Consider the following 13,307-nt stretch of genomic DNA (forward strand, 5'->3'; position numbering starts at 1 on the left):
CCCCGTCGTCCTCGCATTCGCGGTGATTCCCGCAGCGGTGGCAGTGCTCGTTGCACTCACACCGGTACCCTCGCTTACCCTCAGGGCCGAATGACTTTGCCACTGTTGTTATCTCACGTTCGGGCGCGGCGTGAGATCGCCTGCAGCAGGGGCTCGCGTGAGCAAGATGATCGCAGCCGTTGCTGCCAGTGCGGCCACCATCACCAGATACGGTGCTCGTTCGTTGTGGGAGATCGTGGTCGCGGCCGCTGCAGCGGACAGTCCGACCGCGCCGCCGAATTGTTTGGCGGTGTTCATCAGGCCCGATGCCGCCCCTGCTTGCTCTGTCGGTACTCCCGAGGTCACGACAGTAGCGAGTGGCGTATTCATCAGGCCTCCACCGATTCCGATGATAATCGAGGGACCGGCTACGGCACTCCAGAACGCACCTGTCTGCGCGTCCGCGATCCACCACACCCCCGCCGCGGCAACCGCAGCCCCGGTGAAGATCAGTATGCGGGCACCGATGTGGTCGAGAAGTCGAGGCACGAGCGCAAGGTTCACCGCCATCAGCGATACCGTCAATGGAAGGAACGCGAGACCTGTCTGGATCGGGCTGTACTGCCAGTCCTGCTGCAATCGGAACGTCAGGAAGTACCAGATACCCACCTGGAAACAGACCGCGGTCAGCGCCGTCGCAGTCGTCCCCAAGGCTATGTTCCGTCGACGCCACAGACTCGACGGGATCAACGGTGACTCACTTCGTCGGTCCAGACGCATCCAGGTCGCGGCCGAGGCGACACCGATCGCGAACGCCGCCAGCACAGGACCGGAGAGTCGGCCGTCGTCGGCGAACATCGACAGCGAATACACGACCGAACCGAATGCGAACATCGATGCTGCCGCCGACGACCACCTCACCCCGGTGCCAGCGACCGGTCCTCGTGCGGCGAGCAGGCGGCGGGCGGCGGCGGCGACGAACATCCCGACCGGCACATTGATCAACAGCACTGCACGCCAGGAGAACACTTCGGTCAGTGCACCGCTGAGGATGTTGCCGACCCCGCCGCCTGCGACACTGACCGCAGTCCACAGGGCGATCGCCCGAGTCCGATCAGGGCCCTCGCGAAACGTCACGGTCAGCAACGTGAACGTGGCCGGAGACAACGCTGCAGCAGCCATTCCCTGGCCTATACGAGCAGCGACCAGCATCGGTCCGGTCACAGCCAGGCCACCCAGGATGCTGGCGCACGTGAACGCGACCGTGCTCCACAACACGACCCGAGCCGCACCGAACGAGTCCGCCAGCCGCGCGGCCGCCAACAACGCTCCCGCGAACGCCACGCTGTACCCGGTGGCCACCCATGACGTCATCGCAGTACCCAGACCCAAGTCGTCCTGGATGGAGGGCAGTGCCACATTGACGACCGACACGTCCACCACGACGACGAGTTGAGCGATCGATGCGACCCACAGAGCACGACGCGAGCTCATCTTCCCCCCTTTGATACATCCGTATAAGTGATACGAATGTATCAAGGACGGGAGGTGTGTGGAATGGCCACCGAGGAACGAACAACGCAGATTCTCGACGCGGTCGAACGACTACTGGCCCGCGGAGGACTCGACGCGGTCACCATGCGTGCCGCCGCGGCCGAAGCAGGTGTCTCGCTCCGGCTGGTGCAGTACTACGGCAACAGCAAAGACGAGCTCCTCCACTCGGCACTCAGCCGGCTGTCCCGGCGCAGCGTCGAACGGTGGCAGCACGCCTCTGCGGACCCGAACCCCTCGATCGAGGAGTTCCTTCTCGAAGCCCTACCGACCGACGACGCCAGCCGCTCGCTCCACCGCGTCGGGGTGTCGCTCGAACTACTTTCCATCACAACCGAATCCCTAGTCGCCGATGCGTATCGCGCGCACCTCACAGCGATCCATGACCACCTCACCGATCTGTGCCACACCCGAAGCCCGGGCATCAGCGGACGTCGGGCGACGGATCTGGCAACGGAGTGCATGGCGTTCATGCACGGACTGGGGTCGCTGGTCATGGCCGGGCACACGACACAACAGCAAGCGCGCATCTGTATCACCGACTTCGTCGCACGCCTGAAGTAGTCAGGGGCCTGATCAGCGATCGTCGGCAGTCGCCACGCGGAGCGTTGACCGCGTCCGATGGAGCTCCGGATGTCGGCTGATCGTGACTCTCCGGTCGAGCAGTCACGGCGGTGATCGTTCAACTGCCCGAACCGAAATATCTGCGAACGCACAGCCGGAAGGGCCGCGGATCGAGTTATCCACAGGGTAATGTCCACCGCGCGGTATTTTCGTGCCCAAATCTCGTCCGACAACGACAACCCGGCTCCCGATTCGTGAGGCCGGGTTTTTTCGTGCCCGTTGTCGGGCCGCAAGCTCCTGCCCCGAGAACGCGGCAGGTCACGCTGGCACTTCAGCGCCAGCCATTCCACCCCAGAAGCGGAGGTGGCGTCATGGACCTCGTCCTGAACGCTGTTCTGCTCGGCGCAGTCGCCGGAGTTCTTCGCGAACTTCGGTTGCTGCTGCCCTTGGTCTCGGACCGGGCGTGCACACGCCAAGTCCGACTCGCCAAGGCACACCGCAGACAGCGCTAGCAACAACACCCATCGCCCTTACCTGGGAGAAGTCTGTCCAAAATCCGCGACAAAACCCCAGGTCGCCTCGAACAGCGCGGTAATTCCCTCGAATCGCGGCGATGTGCTTATCAGCCGTTGCCTACTGAAAAGGGCGCACTGAGGTGTGTGGCGATACCTATCAGAATCCGATCTCGTCACCCCTTCTCGGGAGGTGCGTGACGGCAGCGGCAGCGTCGAGCTGCCGCCGCAGGGAACGGTTGTCGATGGAAAGGCGCTGGATACTCGACATCGCCAGCGTGAGGTCATCGGTGAGTTGTCGGTTCCGTTGCCGAAGTCGAACAATGTCCGAATCGACCTTCAGAGGGTCTACGGCAGGTGCAGTCGATGCCGGGCCCGAGGCACGCAGCCGATCGACGATGTCGGGGTAACGCCGCCGAAATGTGGTGTTCGCAAGACCCAGGTGCCGCGCCAAGGTCAGCACCGACGGTGTGCGGCCGGCGGCGGCTTCGAGGCGCTCGATCGCTTCGTCGATGAGCGCTGCATCCGATTGATCTGCTTGATCGGTCATCGTTTCGGGTTGACCGTCTGGGTGCGGATCGGTGCCGGGTCGGGATCTACGTAGAGGTCGAGGAAGTTGGTCAGTCGGCTCAGTCGCTCACGTAGTCGGTGCACCAAGAGCGGCGGAAGGGTTGTCCCGGTGGCCAGTTCTTGCTGCAACGATCGATGTTCGGTGCGTAGCGCGTCGATGTTGTCTGCGGTCAGTGCAACGTTGCTGCAATCCAAGGGCTGGCAGTGACCGAGTTGTGGTCGACTGTTGCCTCCCTGATCCGGACGGGGCTGGCACATCGCTTTGTCCTGATCGAACACGCACAGTGCGAACGTGCCGGGATAGATGGCGGGCTCAGATCGCTTCATCAGGCGCTTGAGGCGAGTGCCGTCGGTGACGACTGCTCCAGCGAATGCAGCGGCAGTGGCGAACGCATCCAGTCGGCGGTGGGCGAGATCGGCAGCAGGACCGGTGACCGTGTGGGGATGGTCGGTGGCAATGCTCATCAAGTCTTCACCGCGAGCGAGAGCCTGTTCGGCTTCGACCTCGGCGCGGAACCCTGAATCCGAGGTGCCTGCGTAGCCCTCGAACATTTGAACGCTCAGATGGCGGTAGGCGATGGCACCGGCGATCGACCCACCCGGCCGGCGGGCAATGAACCATGCCAGCGTCCTGCGGAACTGGCGAGTACTCAGAACCCACTGCTGGCCGTTCACCAACGGAATCGATTCCGCAAGAGCATGTTCGGTGCAGTAAGAATTGATCCAGAGGGCGAAGCTTTTCAGTTGGCTGGAGGTGGCATTGGTGGTCAAGGCCCCGATTCTGGCGTCGTTTCGGGGGCGGATTTGCTCCGAGCCTGGCGGATGCGAGAACAGCAGATCCTGGCCGGGAGGGTGCATCTTCTCGAGGACCGCGATCGCCCTGGCGGCGGGAGCCCCGACGGTCCACTCGGCAGCGACTCCCCGAGGATCGGTTTCGCCCTTGAACGCCAGCCCGGTCAGTATCCACCGATAGGGGGTGCCGCCGGGATCGCGTGCGGTGCTAAGGCAACCGCGGCGTAGGTGTTTTATCTCGGCGTCCCGCATTCCGGAGAGGAACGCGATGACGATGTAGCAAGCGATGTGCAACATACGTTGTAGCTGCAGGTATCCGCTGCTGGAGTGCTGGTGCACGATGCCCGCGATCCACGGACGGCCGTGAAGTCGGCCCTCGATGGTCAGCGGTATCCAGGTGTGGTCGGTGACTCCGACTAGTGCCGCGCAGGCAAAGAGACGGTTGCGGATTGCTGGGTTGGTGTCGAGACCGTGTCTGCTCGTGCCGATCTCAGCGGCGATCTGTCGTAAGTTCGGGCGGCCTTGATGTCCGGGGAGCGGGTCGCCGTCGGCCTCGTGTTGCGCGAGGTAGTGTTCGAGCGCTTCGGCGGCACCGCTGTTGCGCCCGTACCGTCCGTTGGTGCGCTTGGATCGGTGGTGATCTCGGTGTGCGGCGGCGGTGAGGATGTCGCCGGAGAAGTCGTCGACGAAGCGGATCGCCCAGGTGATCAGCGGGCCCAGGACAGGTTCGGGGATGCGACCGGTGGCGTTCTCGGTGGCTCCAGTTTTGGACATGGTCCAGCCGTCGACGCGGCGCGGATCGAAGGTGAGCGTGTCGGTCAGGCATGTGCGATAACGCCAGAGCATGCATACCGCCCGTCGGGAGTTCTCGCGCGATCCGACTCCGACGGGCAAAGTCATCAAGTAGTGGTGGTAGTCGAGGACGTCGGCAGCGGTGAGCGAACTCAATGCCGGCGTCTGCTCTCGATCAGAGTGTGCCGGTGTGCGTTCGGCGAGCCAGTGCAGGAACTTGCGCACTTCGATGAAGGTGCCGCGGATTCCGACGGCAGACTGCCGCCGCTCGCCTGCGGGTAGCGGCCCGGACAGCATCGCCAGGCACAACTCTTTGGCCGGCAGACGGTAGCGGTCGGCGAGGGTGTCGAATGAGACGACCAAGGATCGGACATGTGCCTGTGCAACAGCAGGTTCCAATCGCCAGGCGTCGTCGCGGAATTGCGACGTCTCTGTGAGGGAGTAGCCGGGACGAAGCCACAAGCCGGCCAGGACGTGATGCTCGCCGAGTACCGGATCGGACAGGAGCGGGTCGCTAGCTGGTACCGGGGTGACGGCGATCGGGTTGCTCATGGGTGCTCCCAGGGGTCTTCGGCGAGTTCGAGGAGGCACTCGGGTGCCTCGTCTTTCGCCGAGTCGAGTTGTGCGGCAGTGAACTTCGGGTAGATGTCGTGGTGGATCGCAGTCCAGGTCGGCCCGTAGCGCGTCCACCAGGTCTGCTCGTCGAGTTCGGTGCGTCGCGTGGACAAGGTCGACGTCAGCGCGGTGATAGCGGGTAGATGCGTCGTGGTGACGACGCAGTTGCCGCAGTGGAAGCAGTCCAGGAACGACACCCGTCGACACGCACGTCCGGTGACAGGGTGCGCGGAGGAGTCGGCGCATGCTGTCCAGGCACCCTCCTCTCCTGCAGATGGTTCATCGGCGTCGGTGTCGGCGAGCACCTCGAGTTCCGTGACGCCGTGTTCGGCCAGGATGTGGGTATGTGCGGACAGGGCCGCTGATTCGGCATCGCGGAGAGCCTCGGACATCGTCTGGCGCGCCCACTCTTTGGCGGTGGGATCACCACGAAGGTAGTGGCTGAACAGCACTTCGACGCTGTTCGATCGGGCAGCCGAGGGCAGATGTCCACCGACGGATCGAGTGCGGCGTACTTCGACACTGGTGCGAACGCGGCGCATGTCCAGCCCCAGCGGTGCGCTGTGTCCGGAAACGTCTGGGTCGAAGTGCAGTTCTCGCAGTCTGCTCCATTTCGCGAAGGTGGCGCGGCCGGCGAGGGATTGCGCGAACGGGTTGTGATGTTCGGAGACGGTTCCACGATCGTGGTTGGTGTTGCGCCACGACGACCAGAGTGCGGCCGTATCGCTCAGTGCCCGTCCACGTTCCATGAGGCGGTGCAGCAGCAGGTACAGACCGCCGGGGGTGTGCAGTTCTCGGTGCGGCGGTCCGATTTCCCAGGTCACGGTGTCGTGCCATCGGTTCGGGCCGTTGCGTCGTTTGCTCAACTGGACTTCTACCGCTCGGTCACCGACGATCCGATGCTCGGCGGGTAGTTCTTTGAGGGCTTCGACGTTGCGGCCGGTGACTGCAACGAACAAGGTCAGCAAGGGTGCGAGATCGTCGCGTGTGACGAACAGCTGGCCGGCCCACGCTGTGCGGCGGTGACGGTGCGCGACGATTCGTCCGCCGGTTACCGGGACGATGCCGGTGGCCGCCATACGCGAGACCATGTGCTCGAACTCCGTCGACGGCTCCACACCTGACGCAGCCATAGCCGTGACTGCGTCGTTTCCTGCAGTGATGCGTCTACGAATTTGCGCGACGTCGGTACGAGCGGCATCGAGGATGCGCGCGAACTCGCCGTCGGAATACCCGGTCAGAGAAGTGAACGTGCCTTTCCCCGCCGGGGTGCTGAGATGGTCGAGCACCTCGGCATTGAGTTGGTTTGCTAGCGGAGGCAGCCGAAGAAGCAGGCGGAGCTCACTGAGTTCGGCTGTGCACGTGGCGACTGTTCGCGGGGTGTCGATCCTGGTGAGGAACATATCGACGTGTGCCACGGTCAAGTCAGCCGGTGCAGCGGGGCTGTTGTCGAGACTCTCGAGGAAACGCATTAGCCGTGCGGCAAACGAGAACACGGTCGTTGCCGAACTGTGGGTCCGTCTGTCGCCGGCAGGACCGATACGGAGCGCCAAGGCTTCCGCGACCGGAACGTGCCAGCTCGGCATGGCCAGGACCTCGACGTCGAACGTTTCGGTGCGTCCGTCGTCGCCGTGAAAGTCGACGACCAGAGACGAAACCGAGGACGCAACGGATGGCGGGGCGTAGCTTCCGGGCGTAGGAAGTGGGGCGTGCATCCCGGGGTGAGTTCGCGATTCGGTCACAGCACGACACCGCTGGCCGGGAGAGTCGTTACGTCGTCGGTACTGGCCGGGTCCGGGGTGAAGACGTCCCAATCATCGGGCACAAGTGCCATTCTCGTCTCCATCTCGAGTTCGGCGAGTGCGTGGAGGTAGATCTGTGTGGTCACCACGGATCGATGACCGAGTCGGCACCGTACCCAGTCGAGCGGGTCGCCGAAGATGCGGGTGTAGTGCCCGCGCTGCTCCGGTCCCAGCGCGCCGAGGGCAGCGATGTGACCGCGTTGAAGCTGTTCGAGGGTGATGACGGCGAACGTGTGCCTGAGCATGTGGGCGTGCGCTGCCAGCGGGACACCGGCGCGCTGGCAGCGGGTGTTGGCCTCGGCGAACATCTTCTTCCAGGCGGCAACCGACAGTGGCATACCGTGCTCGCCGAGCCAGAACGCGGCGGGTTCGAGACCGCCGGGGCGCGCGATCAACAAACTTTGTCGCTCCGACCAATTCAGTTCCGAGACTTTAATGGTCCGTTTCAGTGCTGCACCCGTGATGTGCGTGGCGATCGCATGTTCCGGATCTTCCACCACCAGAGGGTGCCGGATGCGCTCGTACCGTTGCTTTTCCTGGGCTGCGGCGATGACGTTGGCTCGGTCGAAGGCACTGTAAGTAGCCAGATCACGGACGAGGGATGCCGGGACGTAGACCCACCGTGCGGAGCGGCCTTTTGCAATAGCACCGGGAAGCCAAAATCGTTGATAACCATTCTGATTCGTATCGATGTGTGGAAGCTCCAGCACGGTGAGAGCAGATTGTTCCGAGATCCGAAGTCCTGTCCGGACCATCACGTCGCAGTAGGTCGCGTTACGCCCCGACCACCGGCCACGAAAACCTTCTCGCGGCATCCCCCAGCTGTCGAATCCGCGAATACCGACGTCGCGCCATCTGCGATAGTCGGCAAGGGGGAGCCATTGGATGCGGTCCCGGCCGCCGTCGTGACTGTAGGTCGCCGGGCGGAGCTCGTCGGACCGCCGCGAGACCGCGTAGCCGGTGTGTGCAGGAGCGGGCCGTCGCCAGGTCTGGGGGATCGGATTGACTGGAACGTGGCCGGCGGCGTGTGCCCAGCGGTAGAACCTGTTCACTGCCGCCACTTCACGGTTCCATGTGTTGCCGGACACGCGTGGGCCGCGGGGATCGTGTCGACGCCAATGCAGATACGAGAGGTGATCACTGTCGGTGATGTCCCGCCAATGACGTTTGCAGTCAATGTGGTTGACGAAAGTGAGGAAGCTCGCGAGGTCGCGTGCGTACCCGATCTGTGTCGTTGCGGCCATGGTGACCATCGCTGTGGTGCGAAAGAAATCGTTCAGGTCGGTGTCGTAGTCGAAAGCGGGCGAGAGCAAGAAGGGAGTGCCCTGAGTCTGGCGAGTCTCTGCGAGCCAGTCCGTCCAGTCATCGGCGCGGGTGCGGTTGTCTGCAGTAGGTGAAGAGCGGGAATTGGGTAGCTCTGCGGCAGTAGTGCGAACATGCCATCGGCTGCTTGTCATCGCCGCTCATGATCCGGTCAGTGACCGAGTATGCACAAGATTTGCTGCCTAAGTTTCAAAATTCCGATCGGGAACGGCAAGGGGTACCTTCAGCTCTTATGACGGTCGTTCATCTTGTGTCTATTGTCCAAGGTTGATTTAGAGGCTGCCTGCGATCAACGACTCCGGCGGTTGTGTGCGGACTCGATCGCCTGCCCGGGAGAAGCGTGCCGCCGGCTGGAAGATGCGCCCCTGCTCGGGGAGGTCGAAGCGAACGAGGTCAAGTGTAAATTCGAGACGGTGAATGTCCCGACGTGGCAACAACTCACAGCGCGCAATGCCGCGGCGACCGACCTCAACATGTCAGGCTCGCTGCACGTTGTCGGTGTGACCGACACAGGCTTCGTCGACGACCGTTTCGAGTTCCGCTACGGCCGGGGTGACCGCTGGTGGGTCGAACGCAATGGCGAGATCGTCTACTCATCGTCGAGCTCCACTGATACGGTCCCCGTCGCCCGCATCGATGGACAGATGGTCCACCAACGCACCACCAGCCTGATCCGCCTCGGCGCACTGTTCACCCCGCGAGATCTCTTCGGCCCGCGTTCACTCCTGACTCGGCGCACACCACCTCAGCACGTCACCCAGGGCCCGACGGCGATCGACCACGCTGACCGTCCGGCATGGTCGACCGAGCTGACATCGCCCACTGGACTCACCACGACAATCGTCATCGACGATGGAACCGGCCTCATCGCGAGCCTAAGCAGCCGCGATCACAGCAAGGCGCTCCACCTCGAGAAACTGACCGAACACGCTGAACTGCCCGACGATCGATTCGCGTGGGACGGTGACACCATCGAATCGAATGATCTGAGGAGCTTCCGGCTGTCCTGGTAGCTCACTGCCGAGTGACCCTGGCTGGTACGTGGTATCCGATCTGCATGCAGACGTGCGCGTATTCCTGCATGCACGGGTCGACGTGCGGATGTGGTCGATCCGTGCGCAGATCAGTTCTGGGGCGGGCAGCATGGACGACCATGGGCGATGTCATCGAGTTTGTGCCGCGGTTCTCACTGACTGATCGGCAGCGGGAGTTGTTACGGATCCACGCGTGGGTGTGCGCCGACATGGCGTACGACGACGTCGAGGAGCGCGGTGATGATCCGGTCGACACGGTGCGGTGGTGGTATTTGTTGAACCGACTTCCCGAATGCACATTCGCCGAGTCCGCTCTGTGGCGACGTCAGATGGCCCGATCTTTCGACGACTTGGCTCAGGACCTCGACGCTGGTCGGCTACCCCGGCCTCACACGATCGCCGAACAGCTCGCGCTCATGATCGTCATCGCCCAAGCCGCCGCAGCGCTGGCCGATGAGGTGTATGGCGACGATGTTGCCGTACTGGCGTCCCATCCGCGGGACGTCGACTGGGACGCCGTCACAGACGTTCTGATGGGCGACCGCGATGTCGAGGTGTTCTATCACCCGGCGACAGCGGCACACGGTCTACGTGTCTTTCCATGCGATACGTGGTTCACGGCCATGGACGGACACGAGCCACGTGACCCTCGGCGGGGATTTCGACGGTAGAAGCCTCGGGTCATCGCGAACACAACGCGACCAGCAACTTGCCATTGTTCGGCAGGTCTTTGATGCTTGATGGTGTTGTGCACTATGGCTTTCCGTGTTCGGGTACGGTGCGATTATGGCTACGAACATGCTTATCGACCCGGCTCGTGTCGTCACCGCCCGAGGCCGTCACCTCGGGAATTATCGCTTCGGGCTCGTCCGCTACGAGCCTGAGAAGTGGGGGCGGATCATCACAGCCCCAGATGAGGGTCAGACGATTCTCGTTGCACCGGTCGACGGTTCGGACGCGTTCGATCTATCGGTGATCCGCGACGCTGAGTTCGACGTTCTTCCGGTTACCTCGGATGGTGTCTGAGCCGCCCAGGGGGAGAAGCAGAGGGCTGACATCGTCGAGTGTGCTTCCGCGGCTGGGGGTGTGAGCCTTTGCTCGTGTCATCCGAGGCGACGGGACGGGCGGGGCACTTTCTCGGGTTCGTTGTTGTCGACGACGTTCCAGTAGCGGCCGTTGGCGTCCATTGCCGAGTACCAGATGCTAACGAATGCGGGAGCCGGGTTCTGCTCGGCGGGATCGTCTGATTCCCACCGGATATTGAACGTTTCACCCGCCTCGAGCACGGCCTGCCTCCGCCAACCACCCGATCTGATCGGTGTGTCCTCCGACAGGGCTGTCTCTGCGAACGCCCGCATATTCACCGCGTCAGCGTCGTCTTCGACCTGGGCGCGGAAGCCGTGAATTTCGATCTCGTACAGCGGGTCCTTGCTGCGATTGGTGAATTCTGTGCGCCACTGTTGCTTTCGGTTCGCGTCGAGGCCGTCGGGCCACGGGAGCATGTGCAGTAGTCGGACCTGGTTCGCCTGGTCCTCCAGGTCCGAATGCCGCGTCGATTGGTACGACCGGAGGGCGAGTACGACGCCTGCGGCGGTGAACAGAGCACCACCTGCCGAGACCCATGCCGGCAGCGAGCCCAGATCCACGTTGGTGTGGGTACTCGTCAGAGCAAGGACGGCGACCAGGCCGAGCGCTACGGCCATGGACCATGCCCAGTCTCTTTTGCGTGGACGTGCACGCCAGAAATCGCTGATGGGGCACCCGATCGCGGCACAGCCCAATACAAGGCCTATGAGAGCTGTGGCTACCCAGAACTCCTGGAAGACCCGATCTACGGTCCACCCCGTCCGGTGGAGGGAAAAGGTGCCGAAAATGACGGCGAGTGCACCGCACACCAGGCCTGCGATGCGGCTCCAGGGGCGATCTCCACGCATTGCTTTCACCCAATCACCCTAAGGAGGTGAGCCCACCTGTGCCGCCTGCAGGCACCCTCGCGCCTGGCCGGGTTGGTGTGCAGTGCAACCATCGACTGCGAACTTCCGAACTGACCACGAACAGGCAGACTGGCGCAGCAGGGGCAAGGCCGCACAACGACCCCAGCCGCCCTGGAAGCTAGGCCGTAAGCACCGTGGCACTCGCGCACCAGACAGCTACACAGCACCCCTAGAGCCCGCCCCAGCACGATCGGCAGCCTGGCCGGGCCTTACCCAACGGACGGTTCAACGCGCGTTCTCTGCGATCGACACCTGCTCGTCGTAGAGCACCGCGTCGAAGTGCACGAAGTTGCACCGCCTCGAATACGCCGGCTTCGTCATCGCCACCAATGCCAACAACGTGAGGGTGGATTCGTAGAGTGCGAACCATTCGTTCTCTGGCCGTTTGCAAATGCGGGGTTCATCGCCGTGTGCGAGGTGATTGCGGGCGTCGACGAGGTCTCCTTCCCTTGCCGCCCTCGGGCAGTTGGCCGCAGAGCCGATTTTGGGCCTCAGGCACTACGACGCGAAGGTTCCAGCCCAGTCACCAAGGGCGGTGACAAAACCTGCAGTGTCATCTGGGTCGACCTCGGCGATCCACTCGTGGCCGCGACGTATGCGCAGCTTGCCGTACGGGTTGGGTCTGCCCGGGGAATGTGTGTGCGGTCCGAAGCGAACGGGAGTGATGTAGCACGGTGTGTCGCCGTCGCTGATTTTCCCGGGGTGCACAGCGACAACGCAGTGTGCCTCGCAGGGATCGGTATGTGCCCGTGCGCGTCCGCCGTGATGGTTGCATGCAGCGACGAGTTGTTCCATCCGTCGGATTTGTTTCGCGGCCCTCAATCGGTCTCCGAAATCGAGTCCTTCGCTGTAGCAGGTGCGTAGGTAGCCGGATGCGCCTTCGGGTAGAGGTCCTATGGAGCCGAATTCTTGAACGCGGGTGACCAGGCCGGCTTGATTGACTCTGCTGTCGGTTTCGTATTCGTCGCGAGTGTGGTCGAGTAGGTCGCGTCGTTCGTCAGCGTCGGTTTCGAGTTCATCGGCAACAGAGAGTCGTTGTGTGGTGGTCAGGTCGTCGAGTAGGGAGATGAAGTAGTCGTCGACGAGCTGCTCTGCCAGTGCCGAGGACGTCCACGTTTCTCCATGGCGCAGGCCGTCGGTCGAAACTGTTTGTGGCCCAATTCTATTGGATGTTCGGAGCTGCACGATCAATTTCGATATGGCCGTGGCTATCTCTGGGTAGGTGTCGAGCCACATAGCTGCGTCCCATGCGGATTCCGATAGTTGAGTGAGGTAAAAAGCAAGGCTGTGAGCGTACGAGGCGCTGGCGACGGTGGTGATCTTGATGGAATGTTCTTCTGAGTCGAAGCCCGGCCACGTCGCGATTACCGCTGCCCGGTCGTGTGATGCCTTCATTACGCTGTAGCTGGTCATGATGGTGCCGCCTTCTCGTTTGAGAGCCGGGCCGAGCCGGGCGACCAGGAGTGCACGTGGCACTGCCGGACTGGTTGCCAAGCAGGGACAGCCGAAATAGTGGAGGATTTGCCGGAAACCCCGTAGCACCACCACGGCGTCGCTCCTGACCATTCGAGTATGTCACCCGAACGTGGCTGAGGGCAACGACAAGGGCTATGTCCGGCTCGCCGTAGGTCGTTCAACCTGTGTCACCGTCCACAGTCGATCTAGAAGCTGTCTGCGATCAGCTTCGCCGCGCGCCCACGACTGCATCGTGGGCGGCCGCGCAATCTTCGATTTGAAGCGGATCTTCTCAAAGTAGGGTCGTGTCGGTGATTGCCGAAC

The 13,307-nt window shown here is 62.9% G+C and carries 12 protein-coding genes; 5 read left to right on the forward strand and 7 right to left on the reverse strand.

Annotation, left to right across the window (positions count from 1 at the left end; translation table 11 throughout):
- Positions 1–108: 108 nt before the first annotated feature.
- Positions 109–1,473 carry an MFS transporter gene (locus CH278_RS00695; protein ID WP_052047230.1) on the reverse strand — a complete coding sequence of 455 codons (1,365 nt, stop codon included), beginning with the start codon at positions 1,471–1,473 and terminating at the stop codon, positions 109–111.
- A gap of 63 nt (positions 1,474–1,536) precedes the next feature.
- Here CH278_RS00695 and CH278_RS00700 point away from each other — a divergent pair, with 63 nt between their 5' ends.
- Both CH278_RS00700 and CH278_RS27295 read left to right on the forward strand, forming a co-directional pair.
- Positions 1,537–2,094, forward strand: a complete 558-nt coding sequence (locus CH278_RS00700; RefSeq protein WP_032375864.1) for a TetR/AcrR family transcriptional regulator — start codon at positions 1,537–1,539, stop codon at positions 2,092–2,094.
- 371 nt (positions 2,095–2,465) lie between these two features.
- Positions 2,466–2,606: a hypothetical protein gene (locus CH278_RS27295; protein ID WP_155290127.1), complete on the forward strand. Its 141-nt coding sequence runs from the start codon at positions 2,466–2,468 to the stop codon at positions 2,604–2,606.
- 160 nt (positions 2,607–2,766) lie between these two features.
- Here the strand turns inward: CH278_RS27295 and CH278_RS00705 are convergent, their stop codons facing one another.
- From CH278_RS00705 to CH278_RS00720, 4 genes are read right to left on the reverse strand one after another with little or no spacing between them, the layout of a single operon-like run.
- Positions 2,767–3,156, reverse strand: coding sequence for a hypothetical protein (locus tag CH278_RS00705; RefSeq protein WP_032375865.1), 390 nt, complete (start codon positions 3,154–3,156; stop codon positions 2,767–2,769).
- Positions 3,153–5,312: a hypothetical protein gene (locus CH278_RS00710; RefSeq protein WP_032375866.1), complete on the reverse strand. Its 2,160-nt coding sequence runs from the start codon at positions 5,310–5,312 to the stop codon at positions 3,153–3,155. Before CH278_RS00710 ends, CH278_RS00705 begins: the two co-directional genes overlap by 4 nt.
- A complete protein-coding gene (locus CH278_RS00715) occupies positions 5,309–7,117 on the reverse strand; it encodes a hypothetical protein (RefSeq protein ID WP_032375867.1) in 1,809 nt (602 codons plus the stop codon). The genes CH278_RS00710 and CH278_RS00715 overlap by 4 nt, the downstream gene beginning before the upstream one ends.
- Entirely contained in the window at positions 7,114–8,634 is a 1,521-nt protein-coding gene (locus tag CH278_RS00720; protein WP_080730368.1) for a tyrosine-type recombinase/integrase, read from the reverse strand. Before CH278_RS00720 ends, CH278_RS00715 begins: the two co-directional genes overlap by 4 nt.
- Positions 8,635–8,757: 123 nt before the next feature.
- Between CH278_RS00720 and CH278_RS00725 the strand changes: the two genes are divergently transcribed.
- From CH278_RS00725 to CH278_RS00735, 3 genes are all read left to right on the forward strand, one after another.
- Positions 8,758–9,513 carry a hypothetical protein gene (locus CH278_RS00725; RefSeq protein ID WP_139278554.1) on the forward strand — a complete coding sequence of 252 codons (756 nt, stop codon included), beginning with the start codon at positions 8,758–8,760 and terminating at the stop codon, positions 9,511–9,513.
- A gap of 101 nt (positions 9,514–9,614) precedes the next feature.
- Complete coding sequence (locus CH278_RS00730) at positions 9,615–10,205, forward strand: hypothetical protein (protein ID WP_143536191.1); 591 nt, start codon at positions 9,615–9,617, stop codon at positions 10,203–10,205.
- Positions 10,206–10,320: 115 nt separating this feature from the next.
- Positions 10,321–10,560, forward strand: coding sequence for a hypothetical protein (locus tag CH278_RS00735; protein ID WP_141215468.1), 240 nt, complete (start codon positions 10,321–10,323; stop codon positions 10,558–10,560).
- Positions 10,561–10,637: 77 nt separating this feature from the next.
- Here the strand turns inward: CH278_RS00735 and CH278_RS00740 are convergent, their stop codons facing one another.
- Entirely contained in the window at positions 10,638–11,477 is an 840-nt protein-coding gene (locus tag CH278_RS00740; RefSeq protein WP_143536192.1) for a hypothetical protein, read from the reverse strand.
- Between the two features lie 549 nt (positions 11,478–12,026).
- Positions 12,027–13,004, reverse strand: a complete 978-nt coding sequence (locus tag CH278_RS00745) for a hypothetical protein (protein ID WP_032407140.1) — start codon at positions 13,002–13,004, stop codon at positions 12,027–12,029.
- Between the last annotated feature and the right edge of the window lie 303 nt (positions 13,005–13,307).

The sequence above is a fragment of the Rhodococcus sp. 05-2254-5 genome, from assembly GCF_002258575.1.
Classification (GTDB): Bacteria; Actinomycetota; Actinomycetes; order Mycobacteriales; family Mycobacteriaceae; genus Rhodococcoides; species Rhodococcoides fascians.

Bases quoted from the DNA above. Each gene is read 5' to 3' on its own strand.
- CH278_RS00700 (WP_032375864.1), top strand. From the start codon at position 1,537: ATGGCCACCGAGGAACGAACAACGCAGATTCTCGACGCGGTCGAACGA.
- CH278_RS00735 (WP_141215468.1), top strand. From the start codon at position 10,321: ATGGCTACGAACATGCTTATCGACCCGGCTCGTGTCGTCACCGCCCGA.
- CH278_RS00695 (WP_052047230.1), bottom strand. From the start codon at position 1,473: ATGAGCTCGCGTCGTGCTCTGTGGGTCGCATCGATCGCTCAACTCGTC.
- CH278_RS00705 (WP_032375865.1), bottom strand. From the start codon at position 3,156: ATGACCGATCAAGCAGATCAATCGGATGCAGCGCTCATCGACGAAGCG.
- CH278_RS00720 (WP_080730368.1), bottom strand. From the start codon at position 8,634: ATGACAAGCAGCCGATGGCATGTTCGCACTACTGCCGCAGAGCTACCC.
- CH278_RS00710 (WP_032375866.1), bottom strand. From the start codon at position 5,312: ATGAGCAACCCGATCGCCGTCACCCCGGTACCAGCTAGCGACCCGCTC.
- CH278_RS27295 (WP_155290127.1), top strand. From the start codon at position 2,466: ATGGACCTCGTCCTGAACGCTGTTCTGCTCGGCGCAGTCGCCGGAGTT.